The sequence below is a fragment of the Halococcoides cellulosivorans genome, from assembly GCF_003058365.1.
GTDB classification, from domain to species: Archaea; Halobacteriota; Halobacteria; order Halobacteriales; family Haloarculaceae; genus Halococcoides; species Halococcoides cellulosivorans.
This window is the reverse complement of the sequence record NZ_CP028858.1, coordinates 2,111,862-2,135,234: the sequence shown is the minus strand read 5'-3', so window position 1 is coordinate 2,135,234 and position 23,373 is coordinate 2,111,862. Positions and strand designations below refer to the sequence as shown.

The window sequence follows — 23,373 nt, the reverse complement described above, 5'->3', positions numbered from 1 at the left end:
GTGACGGTCAGTACGTCTCGCGGAGGTGGGTGACCGACAGGTCCGATTCGAGGCGGTGTTCGACCAGTCCGGTCCGCCGATCGTCGGCCGACTCGAAGGTGAGCGTTCGGGATTCGCCCGCGGCGAGGTGGACGTAGTTCTCCGAGAAATATCCCCGTAGCGGTCCCGGATCGACGGCGACGAACAGCGCGGTCTCGTCGGTGGAGACGGTGACCGTCCGCCCCTCGACGGCGGTTTCCACGTCGGCGGCGGGCAGGTCCAGGCGCTTGTACGGTTCGAAAACGGCGACGTTCGCGAACGAGTCGCCGGGCCCGTCGTAGGTCGCCCGGAGCATGACTCGCGTGGGGTCGACGCTCAGGTCGTCGCGATCGATCGTCACCAGCGCGGTGCTCTCCTGAGCCGCGAGGTCGACGTCGACGGTCTCCTCGCGGGCGACCGTCCCGGTCTGGATGTCGAGAATTTCGAGGGTGACCGTTCCCGCGATGGGGTCTGGCCGGTCGCTCGTGATCCAGAGCGTCTGGGCGGTGATCGCGCCAGCGCCCGCGCCTCCGGCCTCGTCGTTCTCATCCTCGTCGGCGTGCGTTGGCGCGAAACTGACGAGGACGGGCGCGAACTGCCGGCGGGCCATGTACTGCTGGGCTTTCCACTGGCCGTCGTACTCGATCGAGGCCCAGGAGGCGACCGGCCAGAGGTCGTTCAACTGCCAGTACAGCGCCCCCCAGGTCGTCGGCTTGCACCGCCGCCAGTGCTCGATCGCGGTTTTCATCGCCAGGCCCTGCTGGAGTTGCGACAGGTAGACGAACGCCTCGAAGGCGGTGGGCATCCGGAACTGGCTCGCCAGTCGCGTGAGGATCCGCTCGTTCCCGCCGGGGTTGCGCTGGTGGTGTTCCATCAACGGTGCGGTCGGGTTGCAATCTCCCTCGTCGAGCACCGTCAGGAGCGTCTCGACCGACGGAAACGACTGGTAGCCGAACTCCGAGACGAATCTGGGCTCGGTCTGGAGATACGCCTCGAACGGCGCGCTTTCGTGCCAGACGTCCCACGCGTGGACGTCGCCGTGGGTTTCGAGCGACGGGTCCGATGTGTCGGGCCCGCTCGACGGCGATCCCGGCCAGTAGGGCCGCGAGGGGTCTTCCTCGCGACAGGTGGCTTCGACCGTCTCGGTGTACAGTCGGCGGTAGTCTTCGAGGTGGGCCTCGTGGGCGTCGTGGTCGGCCGCCCAGTCGTACAGCGCCTGTTCGTTCTCGTTGTTCGCACACCACAGCGCGATCGAGGGGTGATCGGCCAGCCGTCGGACCTGATACCGTACCTCGCGTTCGACGCTGTCGAGAAACGCGTCGTCGGCGGGATACAGTGCACAGGCGAACATGAAGTCCTGCCAGACGAGGATGCCGAGTTCGTCACACCGCTCGTAAAAATAGTCGGCCTCGTAGTAGCCGCCGCCCCAGACCCGGAGGGTGTTCATGTTCGCCGCCGCCGCACTCTCCAGGAGGTGGTCGTACCGCGATTCGCTCACGTCCGCGTACAGCGGCGCGATCGGAACCGTGTTCGCGCCTTTCGCGTAGATCGGTGTGCCGTTGACGACGATCTGAAAGGAGCGACCCACCTCGTCGGAGTCTGTGCGGAGGTCGACCTCGCGGAACCCGATCGTCGACGTGGCCTCGTCGAGGGTCGTGTCGCCGTCGGCCTCGCCGACGCCGACCCAGAGCTCGGACAGTGGCTGATCGCCGTAGCCACGAGGCCACCACAGGTCGGGATCCTCGACGGTGAGCGCCACCGCGACGCGCTGTCGGCCCGAATCGAGTGTGACGCGTTCGCGGGTGCTCGCGTCGGCGACCGCCGCGCCGACGGTGTACTCGCCCGCGACGGGGACGTCGAGGCCGACCGTGACCGACAGCTCGACGCCGTCGTCTCCGTGGTCCTGGTCGGTCGTCGTGTACTCGATGCGCGGGGCCGAGTGCGCGATCAGGGAGATCTCCCGATAGATGCCCATCGTCGGGAGGCAGGGCCCCCAGTCCCAGCCGAACTGACACTGCGCTTTCCGAACGAACGGCCGGCCCGGCTGTTCGACCGGATAGTGAGTGTGAGGAATCTCGTAGGGGTGGGCCGCGGCCCGTTCGGCGGCGTATTCGACCGGCGACTCGAAGACCACACGGATCACGTTCTCGCCGGGGTCCAGCGCATCGCCGACCGGGAACGCCTGGCCGACGTGCATGTTCTCGGTGGCCCCCACCTCGATCCCGTTGACCCACAGGGTCGCGACGGTATCGAGGCCCTCACACGCCACGAGGACGTGCTCGTGGTCGAGGAACGCGTCGTCGACGGTGACCGTCCGGCGGTACTCCCAGTCGGTCTGGGCGACCCACTGGACGTCGCATTCGGCGTCCTCGACGAACGGGTCGGGAATCTCGCCGGCGGCGCGGAGGTCGCTGTACACGCCCCCTGGCACGGTGGCTGGCAGCCACTCGTCGGTCCCGACCGCTCGGAGTTCCCACTGGCCGCTCAGCGTCGTCGTTCGCATGCAGAGGGCCGACGGCCCCGCGATCAAAAAGCGTTCCGGCGAAAATACGGGTGTATCGGTGGTAGAGGCGCCACAGACACCGATCCTTAGATCGGCGGGCGCGTACCAGCAGCCTGTGGACTCGAGTGCCGTGTCGCACTCCCGACCACGATCCGGCGATGCCGGACGCGAGGGCCCGAACACGGCGGGGGGCGATCAGATCGTCTCGAACAGCGCCAGGACGTCCTGGAGGTCGACCGCCCCGTCGTCGCTGAAGTCGTAGAACGGGGCGTCGCTCTGGACCGCCGCCGAGTCCGTGTTCTGGAAGAGCGTGTTGATGTCGGGGAAGTTGAACTCTCCGTCGCCGTTGACGTCCTCGTAGAGGCCGTCGCCGTCCGGATCGGTCGGCGTCCGCCCGTCGATCGGTCCGGGCCCTGAGTCCTCCGGGGCGTCGACCGACCCGCTCGTGTCGACACTGCCGAGGTCGTCGTTGCTCGACAGTGTCACGCCCGAGAACGAGGAGAATTCGGCGGCACAGAGCGTGCCCGTGCTGTGGCTGGTCACCGCGAGGCCCGCGACGACCTCATCGCCCAGGCCGACCGAGAGGTCGGCAAACAGCGTCCACTCCTGGCCGTTCTCGGAGACGTACGCCCGAATGGTGTCGCCCGAGCGGACCAGGCGTTGCCAGGCCATCTGAGTCGTCCCGCCCGATATCTCGCTCTCGCCCTCGCCTTCGGAACTCGTCGTGCTCGCGGTGGACGCGCCCGCCGACGAGCGCCACTGTACCGAGGTGGCGTCGGGCATCCGTCGCACCATCACGTTCGCGGCGTCGGCCGCGGTCGACTCGCGGACCATCAGCCCGGCTTTGGCGAACTCGTCGGTGTTTTCGATGCTGTCGACACGCACCGCGATGTCGAAGTCACCGCTCGCCGCCCCGTAGTAGAGGTGGCCCTCGTCGCTACTGTTCCAGATGTCTTCGCCCGCGCCGCTGACGGTGATCGGGCCACGCCCACCGGTCTTGTCGGCGTCCGCACTCTCGGTCGTGGCCGTGACCGTCGCCGCGCTCGACTCGTTGCCCGCGCCGTCGACGGCGCTGACGCCGATCTCGTAGCTGGTGTCCTCGTCGAGCCCGCTGATCGTCGCCTCGGTCGTCCCGGGTTCGACGGATGTCCGCTGTTGGCCGTCGACCGAGAGGTTGTACCGCCAGAGGCCCGCACCACCGGAGTCGGTCGATGCGGACCAACTCACGGTGATCGAGGCGAGACCGCTGTCCACGACCGTCATGTCGCCGGGTTCGGTCGGCGCTTTGTCGTCACCGCCGGCCCCGTCGCCCCAGTCGTCGGGTTCGACCTCGCTGGCCAACTGATCGATCCACTGCCGGAGGCCGGCCTCGGGGACGGTCAGTTCGCGCGTCGTCCCGTCGTGGTCGGGATACCCGCCGGCTTCTTCGACGCTGTCCGGGATATCGGAGAAGCCGGCGTTGTCCCGGTTCGGATCGACGTCCAGACTGCCCCACCGATCCTCGATCTGCTGGACGATCTTTGCCTCCTGGCCGATGCGGTCGGCCGGGCGCGCGCCCGCGTTCGCCAGGTTGTGCGCCTCGGTCTGGGCGGACGCCATCGCGTCGAGTCCGTTCGGCCAGAGCGGCGGCGTGTCGAGTTCGGTGCCGACGTCCTGGAACGGCCGGCCATCGAGCGGCGGATCGGCCACGTAGTTGTCGTCGAAGTAGACGCTCCCCTCCCCGAAGACGAGCGGGTCGCGGAAGCTAAAGCGGTGGATGTACGCCGTCCCTACGATGGCCGCACTCGCGCCCGGATCGATCCAGGTCGCCTTGTCGTGATAGAAGTTGAGGTTGTTGACGATCGCCGTCTCGCTGTTCTCCTTCAGCCGGGGGTTGCGATCGTTGTTCTTCGCGTAGATCGTCCCCATGATCGCGACGTCCGAGGCGCCGTTGCCCACGAGCGTCCCGTTGGAGTTCTCCTCGGGGTCTTCGAGCCCTTCTGCGATCATGCAGTTCGCCAGCGTCGTCCGATCGGAGTCGTAGCCGACCGAGAGGTTCTCGTCGCGGCCCCAGAACGCCGTACAGTGGTTGAAGATGACGTTCTGCGTGCCGTCCGCACTGTTCATCGGGTCGGTCCCCTCGCCGCCCGACTCGTCGCCACGGAACACGCGGATGTGTTCGACGACGACGTCGCTGGCCGCGACCTGGAGGAAGCCGTTGATGAAGGTCACGCCCGGCGAGGGCGCGCTCTGCCCGGCGACATAGCAGTTCGGACTGGTGATCTCCAGGGTCTGATTCTGCAGGTCGAGGACGCCACTCTCCTCGAAGACGATCAGGCGTGGCCCGCTGGCCTCGAACGCCGCCTGGATCGGTTCGTACGCCAGTTCGGAGATTTTGATGACCTCGACGGAGTCGTCGAACCACGCGGTGTCGGCAAACCCGTCCTCAGCGAGGAAGTGTGAGCCACGCGTGTCGTCGGGCGCTTCACCCTCGGGATACTCGGTCTGGAAACTCGTCGTCGCCGCGGCGGACTGGTTGCCCGCGCCGTCGACGGCGATCACCGATGCCTGGTAGTAGGTTCCGGAGTCGAGTTCGTCGACCGTCAGCGACGTGGTCCCCGGGTCGAGGACCTGTTCTGTGCCGTCGACGGTCACGCGGTACTCCGCGAGGCCGGTATCGGAGTCCGATGACGCGCCCCATGACAGATCGACACTCGTCTGGGTGGCCTCGGCCGTGAGGCTCCCGGGTGTCGTCGGCGCGATGTAGTCCCCGCCGGTCGATCCGCCAGTCTCGACCTCGGCGGACCACTGCGCCAACCACTCGCGCAGGCCCGTGTTCGGGACGTCGAGTGAGTGGCTGTTCTCGGGCAGGTCGGGATAGCCGCCGACGGCGTCCGGGTGTGGAATCCAGTAGTCTCGCGGCGAATCGAGGTAGTCGTCACCCTGGCGCTCGCGAATCTCCTGAACGATCCGGGCGTCGTTCGAGGTCCGGTCGGCCGGCCGGGCGCCCGCGTTGTTGAGGTTGTGCTCCTCGACCGATCCCGAGGGCATCGATTCGAGCCCCGACGGCCACAGCGGCCGCGAACTCAACTCGGTGACGCCGCCCGTCAGCGGCGTCGAGGTCGGGTCGGTGACGTTGTCTTCGAGGTAGGCGTTGCCACCCTCGATCGCGGTGTCGTCGATGTCTTGCGGGATGAGCACGTTGCCGACGATAGAAGAGGTAGTCCCGCCGTCCATTTTCACCGATTCGTTGAAGAAGTACATCAGGTTGTTCGACAGCGCCGAGGACGTGTCGTCTTTCAGTCGCGGGAGGCGAGACCGGGCTTTCGCCCAGATGTTGCCGGCCAGCGTGACGTTGGAGGCCCCGTTGCCGACCAGCGTCGCGTAGTTGTGGTCCGACCCGTCGCCGTAGGGGTCCCACAGCCCCTCGTACACCAGGCAGTTGGTGACGGTCGTGTCCTGAGTGTCGTAACCCACGGAGAGACACTCGTCGGTCCCCCACGAGGCCGTCACGTGGTCGAGGACGTTGTTTTGCGTTCCGTCGGCGGTGTTGATCGAGTCGTTGCTCTGGATCGACCCGTCCGCGCCTGGGCCGTGACGCGTCCGGATGTGCTGGACGACACAGTCGTTCGCCGCCACCTGGATCTGTCCTTTGATGAACGTAATCCCCGGTGACGGGGCGGTCTGCCCGGCGACCCAACAGTTGTCTTCGGTAATTTCGAGTTCCTGGCCGCCGAGATCGATAACCCCCGACGTCTCGAAGACGACGACCCGCGGGCCCGACGCCGTAAACGCCGCCTCGACCTCCGATCGCGTGGCGTTCTGAATCCGATACACGTCCGGATCCGACGATTCCAGCCACGGGGCCACCGTCGCGAACCCGTCGCTCGGCCGAATCGTCGCGGTCGTGACGGCGCTTGCCGTCCCGACCAGTCCGGCAGCGCCCAGCACCGCACCGCTCCCGAGCGCCTTCATGAATGTTCGTCTACGAACACGGTCCGTCGATCCGTTGGTCCCCTCGCGCATGGATCGCACTACCATACACCGTGGAGCCATAATTAATTTATGATTATTTATCACTCGATATAATGCGACGACTCGGCCACGGGTGGGAACCACACACGTCTGGTGTCGCGAACTGGGTCCCTTTTACCGTCGGGGTCGAAACGTCGGGTATGACCGAAGTCAAAGGCAAAGTCGCGATCATCGGGGCGGGCGCGGTCGGATCGACGACCGCGTTCGCGCTGATGAACAGCGGCGTCGTCAACGAGATCGTCCTCGTCGATATCGATCACGAAAAGGCCGAGGGCGAGGCGATGGACCTGCGCCACGGTGCGACGTTCGTCAAGCCCACCACCGTCCGGGCCGGGACCTACGACGACGTCAACGACGCCGACGTGGTGATCATCACCGCGGGCGTGAGCCAGAAACCCGGTGAGACCCGTCTCGAACTCCTCGAACGGAACACCGCGGTGTTCAAAGACATGGTCCCACGGATCACCGATGGGCTCGACGACGACGCGATCTTGCTCGTCGTCACGAACCCCGTCGACGTGCTCAGTTACGTCACCTGGAAGGTCTCTGGGTTGCCCAGCGAGCGCGTCATCGGGTCGGGGACCGTCCTCGACACCGCACGCTTCCGGCACGTCCTCGCGGAGAACTGTGGGGTTGCCGAGAAGAACATCCACGCGTACGTCGTCGGTGAGCACGGCGACAGCGAGGTACCGGTCTGGAGTGCGGTCCACCTCGCGGGGACCCAGTTCGACGATTTCTGTGTGCGGTGTTCCAAAGAGTGTGATCTCGGCCAGAAAGACGCGATCGACGAGCGCGTGCGGGGGGCGGCCTACGAGATCATCGACAAGAAGGGCGCGACCTACTACGCGGTGAGTCTCGCGACTCAGCAGATCGTCGAGTCGATCATCCGCAACGAGAACTCGATCATGACGGTCTCGACGCTGATGAACGGCCACTACGGTGTCGATGACGTCTATCTGAGCCTGCCCGCGATCGTCAACCGCGGCGGGATCCGCCAGACGATCGAACTCGACATGGACGACGACGAGCGCGAGGCGTTCCGCGACTCCGCGAAGATCCTCAAAGACCAGATCGCCCAACTCGACATCTAGGCTCCCGATTTCGGGTGGGGGCGCTGATCCGACAGTCCTTACACACGCGCCACCCAACGCCTGCCATGAACGAGAAGCTCTGGAAACACGTCTGTGCGCAGTTCGCGCTCCTTCGACCGATGCTGGCCGTGCTGGGGGCACTCTTTTTCCTGTCGGTGATCGCCTTCCTGTACGACGCCGGCGGGTCAGAGGCGTCGATGACGATTCTGTTGATCGACTTCGGGCTCCTGGCCGTCGCGACCGGCATGACGCTCGCCCTCTACGTTCAGTGCCGACGGTTCAAAGAAAAACAGCGCGACTGGCGGTTCTGATCAGTCGGCGTCGACGCCGGCACCCGAATCGAAGTCGCTGGCCGCTTCCTCGTCTTCGAGCACGGCACTGTCCCAGTACGGGTGATCGTCGCCGTAGTCCCGGAAGCAACTCGACCGGTGGATCCCCTCCGGATCGATCGCCTGCGGTTCGGGTTTCTCTTGCTTGCAGTACTCACGGGCCTCCGGACACCGGGTGTGGAACCGACAGCCACTCGGGGGGTTCACCGGGTCCGGAATGTCGATCTTCCGCATCGGCATGTCTCCGACGCCCGCCTTTTCGGGGTCGATGTTCGGCGTCCCCCATCGGAGCACCTCGGTGTACGGATGGGCGGGGTTCTGGGTCATCGCCTCGGCCGGCCCGATCTCGATGATCTCACCCAGATACATCGCCGCGATCCGCCCGCCCGCTTCCTGTGAGAGGTATCGGGCGTTCGAGAGGTCGTGGGAGATGAACAGATAGGACGTGTCGAACTCCTCTTGCAGTTCGAGCATCAGCTCCATCATCTCGACGCGCAAGGAGACGTCGAGCGCGCTGATCGCTTCGTCTGCCAGGATCAGGTCGGGATTCATCAGCAGTGCCCGACAGAGCGCGACGCGCTGTTTCTCGCCGCCGCTGAGCTGGTGGGGATACCGTTCGCCGTACTCCTCGGGCGGCGTCAGCCCGACGTGTTCGAGCAGTGAGTAGATTCGGCTCAGCCGCTCGCTCGACGGCATCGACGGGTAGGTCTGTTTGAGCGGGACGGAGAGGATCTTCTTCAGCCGCCGATTCGGATTGAGCGAACTCCCGGGGTCCTGGTGGATGATCTGGAGGGATTTCCGGATCTCCTCCCAGGGGATGTCGGCGTTACCGCGTCGGGCTTCCCAGATGTCCGTCCCGCGGAACTCGATCGTTCCGCCGGTCGGCTTCTGGAGGCCCAGCACGGTCTTCCCGAAGGTGGTCTTCCCACAGCCCGATTCCCCGACGAGTGCGACGACGTCGCGCTCGTGAATGTCGAGGTTGATCCCGTCGACGGCCCGGACGAGCTCCGGATCGGGACCGAACAGCGTCTGGATCAGGCCCTGGTTTTGCTCGAAGTGGACTTCCAGGTCGTTCGTCGAGATCAGCGGCTCACCGCTCGCGGCGGTGATATCGCTGTAGTCGTAGTCCTCCACTCTGGTGGTGTCGGCGTCGCTTTTCTCGTAGTTGAGCGGCATCGACTCCTGGGCCTCTTCCCAGCGGAAACACGCCGCGCCGTGGTCGTCGGCCAGCAGGAACTGGTCGGGCTTGGCCTCGACACACTGCTGTTCGGCCAGCGGACACCGCGGATGGTACGGACAGCCCGACGGCATGTCCAGTGGGTCCGGCGCCGACCCCTCGATCGACCGGTTCTGGTCGATCGGGGCGTCGATGTCCGGTGTCGAGTTCAGCAACATCCTGGTGTACGGATGCCCCGGATTCGACAGCATCTTCTTTTTCGGGCCGACCTCGGCCATCCGGAAGGCGTACATCACCGCGAGCCGGTCGGCCAGTGAGGCCACCAGCGCGAGGTCGTGGGTGATGAACACCATCGAGACGTCGTACTCCTCCTGGAGATCCTGGAGCAACATCAGAATCGACTGCTGCATCAGGAGGTCGAGCGCTGCGGTCGGCTCGTCCATCAGGAGCATCTCGGGTTCGAGCACCATCGCGAGCGCCAAGAGCGTGCGCTGGCGCATGCCGCCGCTGAGTTCGTGGGGATAGGCACCCATCACCCGATCGGGGTCCATGTACAGGTCCGCGATCAGGTCGCGAGCGCGCTCCATCCCTTCGCTGACGGTGTGGCCGTGGGCCTTCAGCGTCTCGACGAAGTGGTCTTCGATCCGCTTGACGGGGTTGAACGAACTCATCGCCCCCTGGAAGACCATCGCGACTTCCTCCCAGCGCCACTGTCGGAGCTGTTCTTTGTTGAACTCCAGGATGTCCACCGGGTCGCCCTGTTTTGGTCGGTACTCGATGGTGCCTTCGAGGACGCCGGGCTCTTCGACCGAGTCCATCATCGCCGAGACCAGCGTGGACTTGCCCGCACCGCTCTCTCCGACGATGCCGACGATCTCGCTGCGACCGACGTCGAAGCTCACGTCGTCGATGACCCGCGAGATCCCGCGGTCCATCTCGAAGGTGACCCGAACGTCGTCGAGCCGCATGATCGGGTCGGGCTTCTCGACTTTTTCGACTTCCTGTACCTCCGCCGGAGTCTTGGTTTCCCAGTCGTCGACACTCATTCGTTCATCACATCCTCGACGCTGTCGTCGTCATCGCTCTCGTCGAACGACGCCAGTTTCGTGCGCACGCGGGGGTTGAACAGTCGGTCCATGCCCTGGGAGAACAGGATGAGCCCCAGTGCGATGCCCAGGACGGCCATCACCGGCGGCAAGACCCGGTACCACTGACCGAGTCCGCCGATGAGTGCTCCCTGGTTCTGGGCGTTGTTGATCATCATCCCCCAGTTCGCCTGGTTGGCGGGGAGGACACCCAGGTAGTAGAGCCCGACTGCCGAGAAGATCACGAACCGCGCCGCGTTGACGAAGTTCACCAGAATGTACGGCATCAGATTCGGCAGCACGTCCTTCAGGATGATGCTCGGTGCGCCGACGCCCATCGTCCGGGAGGCCTCGGCGTACTCGGCGTCACGGAGCGTCAGGACCTGTGAGCGGATCGCACGCGAGAGCCCGCCCCAGTAGTTGATCATGATGATCATGCCGATCACGGCCGGCGAGAGCAGATTGAGCGGTTCGGGCAGGTCACGAAGGGTTTCGAGGTAGGGTCTGGCGGCCAGCCCGATGACGATCACCAGCGGCAGGCCGGGGATCGTCATCGCGACGTCGTTGAACATCGTGATCGCGGAGTCCCAGGCCCCACCCTTGTACCCCGAGACCGTCCCGAGAAGGGTCGCCATGATCGTCGCGAAGACACCACCGGTGAGCAGCATGACCAGCATCTTCGGCGTCGCGTGGATGATCAGCCCGAAGATCGACTGGCCGTACGTGTTCGTCCCCAGCGGCATCGCGAGGTCACGAAACGTCGGGTAGGCGATGTCGAGCCCACCGATCGTGAGCACCGATACCCACTTGATCGGGCTGAAAAAGGTGGGATTGGCGTACTGACTGCCCACCGGATCCGAGACCAAGAACGGCCCGACGATTCCGACCACGAAGTACACCAGGACGATGAGGCCTCCGACGACGAATCGCCAGTCGTCGAGGGCCACCACGCCAGGCTCGTAGATGTGATCGCGATACCGTTCTCTGAGGCGGTCCCCCAGGGTCATTTCCACCGATCCCTCTTCGTAGCCCCAGTCGAGGCCGCTCGATTCGTCGTCAGTAGGCATCTTTCTCACCCGTGGTGATTCGTGGGTCGACGAGTCCGTACGACAGGTCTGCGAGGTAGATTCCGACGACCAGTGCCAGCGTGAGCACCAGGAAGATCGCCATCAGGAGTGGATAGTCCTTGGCGTCCAGCGCCACCAAGAGTAGCCACCCGAGCCCCTGGTAGTTGAACACGGTCTCCAGAACGACGGTCCCGCCGATAATCCAGCCAAAGGAGAGCAGCATGCCGGTGTACATCGGCAGGACCGCGTTCCGGCCGACGTATCTGAGTGCGATGATCCGGTCGGGGAGGCCACGCAGTTGGGCGACCTGCACGTAGCCTTTGCCCAGAATCGAGATGCTGTTACCACGCATCGCCAGAGCTCGCACCCCGTATCGGCCGATGACGGTCGCCGCGATCGGCAAGATCGAGTGATAGAGCGCACTCTGGATGAAGGGGAGATTGAACCCCGGTCTGATCTCCTGTGAGGCTGCAAACTTCCCCCCGGCCGGCAACACGTTGAAGATACCGGCGAACAGCCAGATCAGCACGATCCCCGTCACGAAGAAGGGGAGCCCACTCGCGAGCATCGCGACCAGTGAGTTCGCCGTGTCGAAGTTCGAGCCTTCGTAGTAGGCCATGATCGATCCCAGCGTGAGTGAGAGCGCGTAGAAGATGATGATCGCCGTCACGCCGATGAAGATCGTCCACGGCATGTACTTCCCGATCAGCCCGGCGACCGAGACACCGCCGATCTCCCCCGTCGACGGGTCGGTCGAGACCTTGTACGCGACGGTCTTCCCCAGGTTACCCGTCAGGAGCGTCGACATGTACTGGACGTACTGTTCGAGTAGTGTCCCCGTCGGGATGGTCTCTTTGTAGGGTGCTAATGCTGTCTGTACCTGTTGTTCGGTGAGCCCGGCCCCCCGCAACCTCCCCTCGATAGAGGCGAGCGGATTCCCCGGCAACATTCGTGACAACCCGAACGATATTGTCATCACGATATACGCCGTGAGGGCGGCTTTCCCCGTCCGTTTGATGTAGTAGTTTACCATCGGGTATTCCTCCGAAGTTACGAACGTACGCTTTTGAAAACTACGGTTCGGTCGTGACGTCTATTCGCCTTTCCACTGCATGTCGCCGATCTTCGGCAGGTACATGCAGGGCCACTTGAGCTGCGCCTGCTCGGCGTCCCCGGCGGGCGCGCTCAGGTTCTGCGTGTTGATCATCGACTGCTCTTTCTTGGTCACGATCGGCAGCCACGGCAGTTCCTGGTGGGTGACCCACGCGAGCTCCGTGATCTTCTCCGCGTTGGCGTCTTCGTCCGCAGAGGACGCGATCTCGTCCAGGGTCGCGCGGACGTCGACTTCCATCGTGCCCGAGCCATCCATGGCGGGCACTTCGACGGGCTGGTTCTCTTCTTCCCAGCCGGGGTACGCCTGGGCGTTGTCGAAGGAGTCGCCCAGAACGTGGCGGAGCGGGAAGAACGGGTACGACGACCGTGCGTTGCCAGGCAGCCACGCGCGGCCGGCGATCTGGAAGTCCCCGTTCGGGATCCGCTCGCCAACGATCGTGCCGTTGCCGATGAGGTTCACGTTGGCGTCGAAACCGGCCGAGCGGAGCTGCTGGCCGACGGTGTTGGCCATGACCTCCCAGTCACTCCAGCCCTGCGGGGAGATGACCTCGATGGTGGCCTCACCATCGTCGGGGTGCTCCCAGACGTCGTTGTTGTTCTTCGAGTAGCCCGCCTCTTCCATCAGGGGGGCGACCTGCTCTGCGTCCTGCATCTCGCTGAACGTCCCACCGACGTCGATCCACTGGTCCTGGACGTTCGACGCGATGGCGGCGGGGGTCGGCGCCGGATTCTTCACGCGCGGACCGGCGTTGTCGGCACAGGCCTGCCGGCTGACGGCGTTGGCGATGGCCTTTCGGACCGTGTTTTTGCTGACGTGCGGTGCGTTCTCGGCGTCGTGGTTGAACAGGAGACCGAAGCCCCAGTAACCGGGGAACTGGTACTCGTTCCAGCTCTTGTCGAGGTCGGCAACGATCCGAGACGGCGTGAAGACGCTCATCACCGTGTCGAACTCGTTGTTCTGCATCGCGCGCCACTTGGACTGGTTGCCGGGCGACGCCGTGAACTGATACTCCTTGAAGTTGATGTTGTCGGCGTTGAAGTGCTCGGTGTTGCGCTCCAGCAGGTAGTACTGGTCGGTCATCTCGACGAAGCTCATCGCCCCCGAGATGTAGTCCGGTTCGTCCGGCTTGTAACTCGTGATCTCCGACCCGACGTCCTCGTCGCCGTCTTCCCAGTATCGGGTCGCCCAGTCCGCGTACGGCTCGGCGTTCTTCGACTGGAGCAGGTTCGAGAGGACGTTGAACTCGAAGATCTTCGGGTTGACGTCGCCCGTCCCCGTGATCACGAGCGTCTTCTCGTCGGATGTGTCGAACGAGTCGACGATGTTGCCGAGCGGGCCGCCGGCGGCCATCGAACAGAGGATGTGAGTTTTGACGTCCTCGGAGGTGATCGGGTCACCGCTGGCCCAGTTGGCGTCGTCGCGGATCTGCACTGTGAAGGTGTCGCCGTCGGTGCTCCACTCTTCGATCAGCCGCGGGATCCACTCCTGGGTCTGGAGGTTATACTGGGCGAGACGCTCGTGGGTCATCCAGCGGCCCCAGATGTTCGGCCACGCGATGAACGCGGGGTTCCAGTGGAGCGTGCCCATATCCAGTGCGGCCGCCCCGTCGACGGTCACGTCGTAGACGTCCTGTTCGTCGCCCCCATCGTCGGACGTCTCCTCGCCACTCTCGGTGGGCGTCTCTTCCTGTCCGTCACCGTCACACCCCGCCAGCATGGCCACGCCGGACGCACCGGCGATCTTTGCGAAGTTACGACGGTCGATCACGTCACTGAATCCGTCTGATGACTGGTCGTTAACCATTGTACAGGCCGAAGGTGCGCTCTCCACCGTCATAAATATTGTTATCTCACCAGTGACGGTAGACTCACCGAGACCGCCGGAATGACGCCGCTCACGCCCGGTAACTCGTTCCCATCATATAAAAAGGGGTGCAGGGACTCGGCGGTCGATGCGTGTCGAATGGACGGCCTACCCCCGGCCGTCCCGGCGCCGTCCCGGGATTCGAACGCACCGTGTCGGTCTCTCGACTGGCCGCCGTCCCCTGTTACTCTTTCCCACGTGTGTTCGTCGGACCTATCACTCTGCAGGATCGTCTTCTCGGTCGAGATAGTCCGCGGTGTCGGTCGCGAGGCTCGCGAGTTCGTCCTCGTCGGTGGTCTGGGCGAGGTCTCGGAGCGTGTCGACGGCGTCGGTCGCTTCGAGATACCCGAGCGCCCGGATGGCCCGTGCCTGCACTTCGACCGGTGCGTCGACGAGGCCGGCTTCGATGTGGTCGCTCAGGTCGTCCGGAAGGTCGTAGCCTTCGGCCGCCAGTGCGCTGTAGACGTCGATCGCAGCACTCACGATCATGGTGTTTCCGTCGTCCAGCCACGGTCTGATCGCGTCGGCGTACTCTGCGACGGCCTCGGGGGCGACCTCGACGGCGTCGACGAGTGCGTTCGAAGCCAATTCGCGGGCAAACTCGTGGTTCGAGACGTCCTCGGCCACCATCTCGGCGGCCGGATCGGGCTGTCCAGCGAAGCCCGCCTGCTCGGTGACCGGTTCGTCGGGCTCCTCGACGTCGACGGCCGCGACGATGTCGTCGAGCGAGCCGACGGCGAGTTCGGGGTTCTCACCGACCACGAGCGCGAACGAGCGGGCGGCGCGGATGCGGGTTCGCGGTGTACTGGCCTGGAGGCCCTCGACGTACGTGTCGAAGCCGTCTTCGACGGCCGCAGGATCCTCGGCGGCGATCGCTCCGAGCGCGCCGAACGCCGACTGTCGGTTCGCGATGAAGCCGTCGTCGGCCATCTCGATCAGCCTATCGACCAGCGGAACGATCTCGCTTGGCTCGTTCGACGCCACCGCGAACGCGGCGTCGGCGGCGCGCTTGCGGACGACCTGCTCGTCGTGATCGAGATACGGCTCGATGTCTTCGGCGGTGACCCGACCGGTGCTGGATTCGATCCGATCGATGAGGTCTTCGACGGCCGCTTTGGCGTCCGACGTCATAGGACGATATCGCGACGGGACGGTCCTAACCCTTGGGATCCCCGACGCCAGCGCGTTCCTCACGGAGCCAGTCGGACCTTCGAGGGCCTCCTCGTTCGCTCTGGCGGGACTGGAGCGCGAGATCCGGATGATGCCGCTGTGGGGACAACGACTAAAGCGGATCGCTACGATAGCGCGGTCATGAGCGCGTCGTACGATCGAGGGACGATCGAGGATCTCGGTCGCTGGCGGGAGTTCTCGGCCGGCATGTGGGCCTGGCTGTTCCACAAGGTCACCGGCTGGATCCTGATCGGCTATCTGTTCACACACATCGCGGTGCTCTCGACGGCGATGAGCGGCGAGTCGGTGTACAACGAGACGTTGGGTGGTCTGGAAGGCCTGTTGCTCGTCCGCTTCCTGGAGGTCGGCCTGCTCGCGGTCGCCGTCTTCCACATTCTCAACGGCGTTCGCCTCCTGCTGGTCGACCTCGGGGTCGGCCTCGACAGGCAGGCCGCAGCGTTCTACGTTGCGCTCGTCGTGACGGGGCTGATCGCCATCGCGAGCGTGCCGACCTTTCTCGCGGGGGTGACGCTATGAGCACTCGCGGGAGTGACGCGGTGGCGCGGTCGGCGTTCGAGCGCGGCAGCCTTCGCTGGGTGCTCCAGCGCGCGACGGCCGTGTTCCTGATCGGGACGCTCGCCTTCCATTTTTACTTGCTGCACTTCGTCAACCACGCCGCCGACATCACGCTCGCCGGGACGACCGCGCGCATGGGCGAACTAGGGTACCTTCTGACGATGGTCGCGTTCCTGTTCGCCGCGACGGTCCACGGTGTCAACGGCGTGTACAACGCGCTCGTCAACGCCGGGCTCTCGGGCACTCGCGCCCGCGTCGTCAAGTGGGGCCTGATCGTCGCGAGCATCGCCCTCCTCGTCCAGGGACTGCGCGTCGCTGCGGCAATGAGCCCGCTGATCAACCTATGAGTTCCACACCCTCCGACGACACCGAGACCGTGCACAGCGACGACGACCCGGCGGTCGCCAGCGTCCGCCCGGAGGCCGGCATGGCCGACCCGAGCGAGGCCGAACGCGTCACCCCGGACCTCGACGACGAGGAGACCGCGACGATGCGCGTGTTCCGGTACGACCCGGACGTCCCCGAGCGCGCCGAGCCACACTACGACGAGTTCGTCATTCCGACCCACGAAGGCATGACGGTGCTCGACGCGCTGATCTACGCGCGGGACACCTACGACTCCTCGCTCACCTTCCGACACTCCTGTCAGCAGGCCGTCTGTGGCTCGGACGCCCTGTTCGTCCAGGGCGCTCAGCGGTTGGCCTGTCGCACCCAACTCTCTGCACTGGGCGATCCGATTCAGATCGATCCACTGCCGCACAAACCCGTCGAGAAGGACCTGGTCGTCGACATGAGCGACTTCTACGACCAGATGGAGGCCATCGAACCGTACTTCGATCCCGACGAGACGCCCGCGGACGACCTCGAAGAACAACGCCAGAGCCCCGAAAACCGCGAGAAAATCAAGCTCTCGACGCGGTGCATCCAGTGTGGCGCCTGCCAGTCCTCGTGTAACGTCGCCGCGGGCGACAACGAGTACCTCGGCCCGGCGGCGATCAACAAGGCCTATCGGTTCGTCATGGACGAACGCGAGGGCGCCGAGCGCCGTAAGACCCGCCTCGAAATCGTCGAAGACGAACACGGCGTCTGGCGGTGTCAGACCCAGTTCTCCTGTACCGATGTCTGTCCGAAAGACATCCCGCTGACCGAACACATTCAGGCACTCAAACGCGAGGGTGTCAAGGACGATCTGAAGTTCTGGGAGTGACGCGGGCCATCGGCCCGCGTCACAGGCTGTCTGCGGTCTGGGTCACCGGGGCCATCGGCCCGCGTCACAGGCTGTCTGCGGTCTGGGTCACCGGGGCCATCGGCCCGCGTCACTCCCACCACTCGACCCACTCGTTTTTCCCGGTCGCGCCCCCCGCGTTGGCATGGACCGCGACGCTGCCGACCTGCCGGATCCGAACGCCGAGTACACGATGCGCGACCTCTCGGCGGGATCGATGGGGCTCGACTCCCGCGACGACCGCCCGACGATCACGGACATCCAGACGACCGTGGTCGACGGCACGTTCCCCTGGACGATCGTTCGGGTGTACACCGACGACGCCGCAGGGACCGGCGAGGCCTACTGGGGTGCGGGCGTGCCCGCGCTGATCGACCGCATGCGCCCGTTCGTCGTGGGTGAGTGCCCACTCGACATCGACCGTCTCGTCGAGCACCTGATCCAGAAGATGTCCGGCGAGGGGTCGATCGCCGGCCCGACCGTCACCGCCATCGCGGGCATCGAGATCGCACTCCACGATCTGGCGGGCCGCCTGATCGACGTCCCGGCCTACCAGCTATTGGGCGGGAAGTATCGGGACACCGTCCGGGTCTACTGTGACGCCCACGCGGGCGAGGAGGGCGATCCCGACTCGACGGCGGCGACCGCCGATCGGCTGGCCGACCGCTACGACGCGCTGAAGTTCGATCTCGACGTGCCGACGGGCAGCGACGGCGACCGGGCGAATCGCCATCTTCGCCCCGCAGCGATCGACCGCCAGGCTGCGATCGTCGAGCGCGTCACCGAGCGGGTGGGCGACCGCGCGCAGGTCGCGTTCGACTGTCACTGGTCGTACACCGCCGAGAGCGCGCAGCGACTGGCCGCGGCCTGTGAACAGAGCGACGTCTGGTGGCTCGAAGACCCCGTGCCGCCCGAAAATCACGACGTCCAGCGCCGGGTCACCCGCGAGACGAGCACGCCGATCGCCGCGGGCGAGAACGTCTATCGCGTCCACGGCCACCGCCGCCTGATCGAGGAGGGCGCAGTCGACGTGATCGCTCCCGACGTGCCGAAGGTCGGCGGGATGCGCGAGACCCGACAGATTGCGGACCTCGCGGACACCTATTACATCCCCGTGGCCTTCCACAACGTCGCCTCGCCGGTGGGGACGATGGCGACCGCCCACGTCGCGGCGGCGGTCTCGAACACGCTCGCGGTGGAGTTCCACAGCGAGGATCTGGACTGGTGGGACGAGTTGGTCGAGGAACGCGTCATCGTCGACGGACAGATTCCCGTGCCCGACGATCCCGGACTGGGTGTCACGGTCGACCGGGACGTGCTCGCCGAGCACGCACTGTCGGGCGAGACGCTGATCGATCCGGTCTGAGTGCAGTCGAACTCGCTTCTCTCTGTTCGACGACCACTCGGCCTGAACTTTATTATGTGTCCCTCGGTACTCGTTCCCATGGAGTCCGAAATGAGCGACCCCGACGTCGGGTTCGGTCAGCCAGTGTTCGATCGCGACGGCAACAAACTCGGGACGGTCCGTGGGTTCGACGACCACGGCTTTCACGTCTCCACGGACGACGGCATCCAGGCCATGTCGAGCGAACACATCGCCTCGGGCGTCGCGGGCGAAGCCCAGTTGATGTGGCGGTGTTACGAGTGCGGGGAGATGGGTCAGATCGACGACGTCCCGGAGGCGTGTCCGTCGTGTGGCGCGCCACGGGAATCGATCTATTACTACACCGACGACTGATCGAGAGATCGAACGGGGAAAAATCAGAACGGCGCGTCGGGCGTCTCGTCCGCGGACTCTTCGGCCTCGCCGGTGTCGATGTCGCCACCACGGGAGGCGGCCGGGCCGCCCATCCCGCCCATGCCGCCGTCCATGCCGGTCGAGGCGTGGACGGTCTCGATTTCGGGAATCTCCTCGGTCATGCGGGACTTGATCGCCTGGATCGTCATCGGTGAGATGCCACACCCGCTGCAGGCCCCGCCGAGCGCGATGGTGACCTCGCCGGTCTCGGGGTCGAGTTCTTGCACGGCGGCGTTCCCGCCGTGCATCTGGATCTGCGGGAAGTTCCGGCGGAGGAAGTTCCCCACCCGGTCTTCGAGGGTCTGCTGGTCGCTCTCGGTGTCGGTGCTCATCACCGAACGTTCGCTCCTGAGAGCTTTCAACCTTTGGTCCTCGGCAGATCCCCGGACCCCGGAGACGGGCCAATACCGGCAATAACGACCGGTTTATCGAGGTCGGTGCCGTTAAATCGCTTCGTCGGGTACGTCTTTCCGTAATGGTCCGTGACCCGTTCGCGGACGAGGACGACCCCGCGGTGCAAGACGTCCTCGACGCTCTGGACGACCCCGAATGCCGGACCATCGTCGGCGTCCTGGAGGAGCCAATGACCGCGAACGAAATCTCGGAAGCGAGCGACATCCCGCTGTCGACGACCTACCGGAAACTCGAACTGCTGACCGAATCGACGCTGTTGACCGAAGGCGTCGAGATTCGCCCCGACGGGCAACACGCCAGCACCTACGAGGTCGCCTTCGAGGAGGTCACCGTCGATCTGAACGACGACCGCGAGGTCGAGGTGGCGATCTCTCGGCGGGCCCGGACGGCCGACGAGCGACTCGAATCACTGTGGTCGGAGGTGCGCAAAGAAACGTGAGTCCCATTGTCGAAACCGCGGTCGTAGCACTGAAAACGATCATCCTGCTGCTCGGCGCGACGATCACGCTCCTCTCGGGGCGGGCGTACCGCCGCGGCGGGTCACGAGCCGTGGGCCTGCTCGCCGCCGGGTTCGGCCTCGTCACGCTGGGGGCCTTTTTGGCGGGGCTCTCGAACATGCTCTGGAACTTCGACATCGCGACGAGTCTCCTGGTCGAGAGCGTCCTGACCGTCGTCGGGTTCGCGATCATCCTCTATTCGGTCTACGCCGAGTAGCGCGGTGAGAGCAGTGCGGCCCGGTCCAGCGGGCCCCGAGCGCCCGAGACGGCCCGACCGTTCTCAAGCCGTGGTAATCTGGGACTCCTTCTTTCGCCCGGGCGTACGGACTGTCGATACGGGTATGGATCCGATCATCGCAGCGGTCGTTATGGCCAAGACGACCATCGTCGCCTGTGCAGCGGTCCTCGCGATCCTCGGATTTCGGGCGTATCGCCGGAGGCGGGCCCCCGCGATGCGCACGCTCGCGCTCGGATTCGCCGTCATCACTGTCGCTGGTCTGCTCGCCGGCGTCGGCTTTCAGGTTTCCGTGCTCGATTTCGAGGCCTCGATCGCGATCCAGTCGGTCGGGACGGCGATCGGTGCGCTCGTGGTCACCTATTCGCTGTTCGAGGATCGACCGCTGACCGTCGGCTGAGGTGTGGCGGCCGACTCGGGACGATGGCGATGAGCGGATAGAAAGCGCTTTGCCCGGGCGGACGCGACGCCACCGCAATGACCCTCGACGACGGCGATCGCGACATCGTTCGGGCGGAACTCGGTCGCGACCTCACACGTGAGGAGGCCGCGCTGTTCGAGAACCTCTGGAGTGAGCACTGCGCGTACCGATCCTCTCGCCCCCTGCTCGGCGCGTTCGAGAGCGACGGGCCGGACGTCGTCGTCCCGCCGGGTGACGACGCCGGCGTCGTCGCCATTCCGTCGTCTGACGACGACGCGGCCGACGACACCTACCTCGCGATGGGGATCGAGAGCCACAACCACCCCTCCTACGTCGATCCGTTCGACGGCGCGGCGACCGGCGTCGGCGGGATCGTCCGGGACATCCTCTCGATGGGCGCGTACCCCATCGCGCTGACCGACAGCCTCTATTTCGGTGACTTCGACGCGGAGTACCCACGATATCTGTTCGAGGGCGTCGTCGAGGGGATCAGCCACTACGGCAACTGCATCGGCGTGCCCACCGTCGCGGGCAGCGTCGCGTTCCACGACGACTACGCGGGCAACCCGCTGGTGAACGTCGCCTGTGTCGGTCTGGTCGACGCCGATCGGATGGTCACCGCCGAAGCCCAGCGGGCGGGCAACGCGCTCGTCCTGGTCGGCGGCGAGACCGGTCGCGACGGCCTCGGCGGTGCCTCGTTTGCGAGCGAGGACCTCGACGAGGACGCCGAGACAGAGGACCGCCCGGCCGTCCAGGTCGGTGACCCCTACAGCGAGAAACTCCTGATCGAGTGCAACGAAGCGCTGCTCGACGAAGGCCTGATCGAGAGTGCCCGCGATTTGGGTGCGGCGGGCCTCGGCGGGGCCTCTTCGGAACTCGTCGCGAAAGGCGGGTTCGGGGCCGATATCGCCCTCGACCGGGTGCCCCAGCGCGAACCGAACATGTCCGCCCTGGAGATCCTCCTCTCGGAGTCCCAGGAGCGGATGTGTTACGAAATCACCCCGGAGAACGTCGATCGCGTCGCCGCGATTGCCGAGCGCTACGACCTCGTCGCGGCGGCAATCGGGTCGGTCACCGCGGACGGCAATTTCACCTGTACGTTCGAGGGCGAGACGGCCGTCGACGTGCCCGCCGAATTCCTCGGCGAGGGCGCGCCGCTCAACGACCTCGACAGTGAGCGCCCGACTGCGCCCGAACGCAATCTCCCGTCCGACCCGCCCGCCGTCGCTGATGCGTTCGATCGCCTGCTCGCGAGTCCGAACACCGCCTCGAAGCGCTGGGTCTACCGTCAGTACGACCACGAGGTCGGCGTTCGGACGGCCGAGCGCCCTGGTGGGGACGCCGCCGTGCTCGACGTGCCCGAAGCCGACGCCGCGATCGCGCTCTCGGCGGGCGCCGACCCGAACTGGACCGACGCTGCCCCCTACGAGGGGGCCCGCGCGGTCGGCCTGGAGAACGCGACGAATCTCGCGGTCGCGGGCGCACGACCGCACGCGGCCGTGGACTGTCTCAACGGTGCGAACCCCGAGACGCCTCGCGAGTACGGCCGGTTCGAGGCGATCGTCGAGGGCCTCGCGGAGATCTGTGCCGACCTCTCGGTCCCGGTCGTCGGCGGGAACGTCTCGCTGTACAACGACTCTGACGAGGGCCCGATCCCGCCGACGCCGACGCTCGCGATGGTCGGGGTGCGCGAGGAGGCCACCGCCCCGGGGATCGATCTGTCGGGCGAGGGCTCGCTCCTCGTGATCGGCGATCGCGTCCTTGCGGGCGAGACCGACCCCGCCCTCGGCGGGTCGGAGTATCTCGCGGGCCTCGACGGCACCGATCGGGTCCCCGACCTTCCGGGCGATCCGGCGGGGCTGGTCGACGCCGTCCGTGACGTCGCACGGATGGATTCGACGCTCGCCGCCCACGACGCCTCTCACGGTGGCCTCGCGATCGCTCTCGCGGAGATGGTCACCGCCGAGACGGGTGCGAGCGTCGATCTCACGGGGATCGACGCTCACGGCGCACTGTTTCACGAACAGGCGGGTCGAGCGATCGTCGAGACGACCGCCCCCGAGGCCGTCGCGGACCGCCTCGCGGGTGTCGCGCCCGTCACCGGCCTCGGTCGGACGACCACCGACGGGCGCCTCTCGATCACGACCGATCGGGGCGTCCTCACGGCGACCGCCGACCGCATCGCCGAGCGCCGGGCGGTCATCGAGCGCGAACTCGACGGCTGATCAGGCGATGCCGAGGAGTGCACTCGCCTGGACGAACAGTTCCGAGACGTGGTTCGGGAAGATGGCCGCGACGATCACGAGTTCGAACCCCGTCACGGCGAGCGTGACCGGGCCGGCGAACTTCGAGTCGACCGTCACGCCCGTCGGGAACTCGAACTCCCAGACGAAGACCGGATACAGCGGCGTGATCCCGCGTTTCGTGCCGAGCAGGTCGAGCAGGTAGTGGCTGAGCACGCCGATCCAGACAAAGTGGAGGTTGCCGAAGACGATCGGGTAGGCCGCGACGATCCCGAGGGTGGCGAGGTTGTGGAACGTCTCACGATGCCGCCCGATCGCGGTGTCGACGTCCGGAAAGAGTGCGCCGAGCAAGATCGGGACGGACACCTCGCCGATCGAGTGGACCGTCTCGCGGCTGAGCGACGGCTCGAGCACCACGCCAACGCCGATCGACAGCAAGATCGCGTTCCAGACGTGGCCGCGCTTGTTCATCGAATCGAGAGACGGCGGCCGGATACAAGTAAGTACCGCCGGACGGCGGGCCGACGGCCTGA

Annotated in this window: 20 protein-coding genes; 11 read left to right on the top strand and 9 right to left on the bottom strand. The window is 65.7% G+C overall.

From position 1 onward, the window contains the following. Positions 1-7: 7 nt before the first annotated feature. Together HARCEL1_RS10595 and HARCEL1_RS13415 are read right to left on the bottom strand one after the other, a co-directional pair. On the bottom strand, positions 8-2,521 hold the full coding sequence (locus tag HARCEL1_RS10595; RefSeq protein ID WP_108383311.1) for a beta-mannosidase: 2,514 nt from the start codon (positions 2,519-2,521) through the stop codon (positions 8-10). A 195-nt stretch (positions 2,522-2,716) separates the two neighbouring features. After that, the gene (locus HARCEL1_RS13415; protein ID WP_159077094.1) at positions 2,717-6,541 is read right to left on the bottom strand and encodes a fibronectin type III domain-containing protein; all 3,825 of its coding nucleotides are present in this window, start codon (positions 6,539-6,541) and stop codon (positions 2,717-2,719) included. 134 nt (positions 6,542-6,675) lie between these two features. Here HARCEL1_RS13415 and HARCEL1_RS10580 point away from each other — a divergent pair, with 134 nt between their 5' ends. Further along, positions 6,676-7,626 carry an L-lactate dehydrogenase gene (locus HARCEL1_RS10580; protein WP_108384245.1) on the top strand — a complete coding sequence of 317 codons (951 nt, stop codon included), beginning with the start codon at positions 6,676-6,678 and terminating at the stop codon, positions 7,624-7,626. A gap of 65 nt (positions 7,627-7,691) precedes the next feature. Next, positions 7,692-7,937 carry a hypothetical protein gene (locus HARCEL1_RS10575; protein WP_108383309.1) on the top strand — a complete coding sequence of 82 codons (246 nt, stop codon included), beginning with the start codon at positions 7,692-7,694 and terminating at the stop codon, positions 7,935-7,937. On the opposite strand, the gene HARCEL1_RS10570 is transcribed toward HARCEL1_RS10575, so the two are convergent. From HARCEL1_RS10570 to HARCEL1_RS10550, 5 genes are all read right to left on the bottom strand, one after another. Beyond that, complete coding sequence (locus HARCEL1_RS10570; protein ID WP_108383307.1) at positions 7,938-10,178, bottom strand: ABC transporter ATP-binding protein; 2,241 nt, start codon at positions 10,176-10,178, stop codon at positions 7,938-7,940. Further along, a complete protein-coding gene (locus HARCEL1_RS10565) occupies positions 10,175-11,284 on the bottom strand; it encodes an ABC transporter permease (protein WP_108383304.1) in 1,110 nt (369 codons plus the stop codon). The genes HARCEL1_RS10570 and HARCEL1_RS10565 overlap by 4 nt, the downstream gene beginning before the upstream one ends. Then, positions 11,274-12,317 carry an ABC transporter permease gene (locus tag HARCEL1_RS10560; RefSeq protein ID WP_108383301.1) on the bottom strand — a complete coding sequence of 348 codons (1,044 nt, stop codon included), beginning with the start codon at positions 12,315-12,317 and terminating at the stop codon, positions 11,274-11,276. Before HARCEL1_RS10560 ends, HARCEL1_RS10565 begins: the two co-directional genes overlap by 11 nt. 60 nt (positions 12,318-12,377) lie before the next feature. Further along, positions 12,378-14,201: an ABC transporter substrate-binding protein gene (locus HARCEL1_RS10555; protein ID WP_108383299.1), complete on the bottom strand. Its 1,824-nt coding sequence runs from the start codon at positions 14,199-14,201 to the stop codon at positions 12,378-12,380. Positions 14,202-14,477: 276 nt separating this feature from the next. Next, complete coding sequence (locus HARCEL1_RS10550; protein WP_108383297.1) at positions 14,478-15,392, bottom strand: hypothetical protein; 915 nt, start codon at positions 15,390-15,392, stop codon at positions 14,478-14,480. Between the two features lie 180 nt (positions 15,393-15,572). Here HARCEL1_RS10550 and sdhC point away from each other — a divergent pair, with 180 nt between their 5' ends. From sdhC to HARCEL1_RS10525, 5 genes are all read left to right on the top strand, one after another. Then, positions 15,573-15,968: a succinate dehydrogenase, cytochrome b556 subunit gene (sdhC, locus tag HARCEL1_RS10545; RefSeq protein ID WP_108383294.1), complete on the top strand. Its 396-nt coding sequence runs from the start codon at positions 15,573-15,575 to the stop codon at positions 15,966-15,968. Continuing rightward, positions 15,965-16,354 carry a succinate dehydrogenase gene (locus HARCEL1_RS10540; RefSeq protein ID WP_108383291.1) on the top strand — a complete coding sequence of 130 codons (390 nt, stop codon included), beginning with the start codon at positions 15,965-15,967 and terminating at the stop codon, positions 16,352-16,354. Before sdhC ends, HARCEL1_RS10540 begins: the two co-directional genes overlap by 4 nt. Beyond that, positions 16,351-17,214: a succinate dehydrogenase/fumarate reductase iron-sulfur subunit gene (locus tag HARCEL1_RS10535; protein WP_108383288.1), complete on the top strand. Its 864-nt coding sequence runs from the start codon at positions 16,351-16,353 to the stop codon at positions 17,212-17,214. The genes HARCEL1_RS10540 and HARCEL1_RS10535 overlap by 4 nt, the downstream gene beginning before the upstream one ends. 163 nt (positions 17,215-17,377) lie before the next feature. Further along, positions 17,378-18,598, top strand: coding sequence for a mandelate racemase/muconate lactonizing enzyme family protein (locus HARCEL1_RS10530; RefSeq protein WP_108383285.1), 1,221 nt, complete (start codon positions 17,378-17,380; stop codon positions 18,596-18,598). A 78-nt stretch (positions 18,599-18,676) separates the two neighbouring features. Further along, positions 18,677-18,970, top strand: a complete 294-nt coding sequence (locus tag HARCEL1_RS10525) for a DUF7130 family rubredoxin-like protein (protein ID WP_108383282.1) — start codon at positions 18,677-18,679, stop codon at positions 18,968-18,970. 23 nt (positions 18,971-18,993) lie between these two features. On the opposite strand, the gene HARCEL1_RS10520 is transcribed toward HARCEL1_RS10525, so the two are convergent. Next, positions 18,994-19,362, bottom strand: coding sequence for a NifU family protein (locus HARCEL1_RS10520; RefSeq protein ID WP_108383279.1), 369 nt, complete (start codon positions 19,360-19,362; stop codon positions 18,994-18,996). A gap of 143 nt (positions 19,363-19,505) precedes the next feature. Between HARCEL1_RS10520 and HARCEL1_RS10515 the strand changes: the two genes are divergently transcribed. The 4 genes from HARCEL1_RS10515 (at position 19,506) to purL (ending at position 22,822) form a co-directional block, all read left to right on the top strand. After that, positions 19,506-19,883, top strand: a complete 378-nt coding sequence (locus HARCEL1_RS10515; protein ID WP_108383276.1) for a winged helix-turn-helix domain-containing protein — start codon at positions 19,506-19,508, stop codon at positions 19,881-19,883. Then, positions 19,880-20,158, top strand: coding sequence for a DUF7521 family protein (locus tag HARCEL1_RS10510; protein ID WP_108383273.1), 279 nt, complete (start codon positions 19,880-19,882; stop codon positions 20,156-20,158). Before HARCEL1_RS10515 ends, HARCEL1_RS10510 begins: the two co-directional genes overlap by 4 nt. A gap of 124 nt (positions 20,159-20,282) precedes the next feature. Beyond that, on the top strand, positions 20,283-20,576 hold the full coding sequence (locus tag HARCEL1_RS10505; RefSeq protein ID WP_108383271.1) for a DUF7521 family protein: 294 nt from the start codon (positions 20,283-20,285) through the stop codon (positions 20,574-20,576). 77 nt (positions 20,577-20,653) lie between these two features. Continuing rightward, positions 20,654-22,822 (top strand): phosphoribosylformylglycinamidine synthase subunit PurL, encoded by a 2,169-nt coding sequence (gene purL, locus HARCEL1_RS10500; RefSeq protein WP_108383268.1) that lies wholly within the window; start codon positions 20,654-20,656, stop codon positions 22,820-22,822. On the opposite strand, the gene HARCEL1_RS10495 is transcribed toward purL, so the two are convergent. Beyond that, positions 22,823-23,311: a metal-dependent hydrolase gene (locus HARCEL1_RS10495; RefSeq protein ID WP_108383265.1), complete on the bottom strand. Its 489-nt coding sequence runs from the start codon at positions 23,309-23,311 to the stop codon at positions 22,823-22,825. It abuts the gene before it with no gap. Positions 23,312-23,373: the final 62 nt, after the last annotated feature.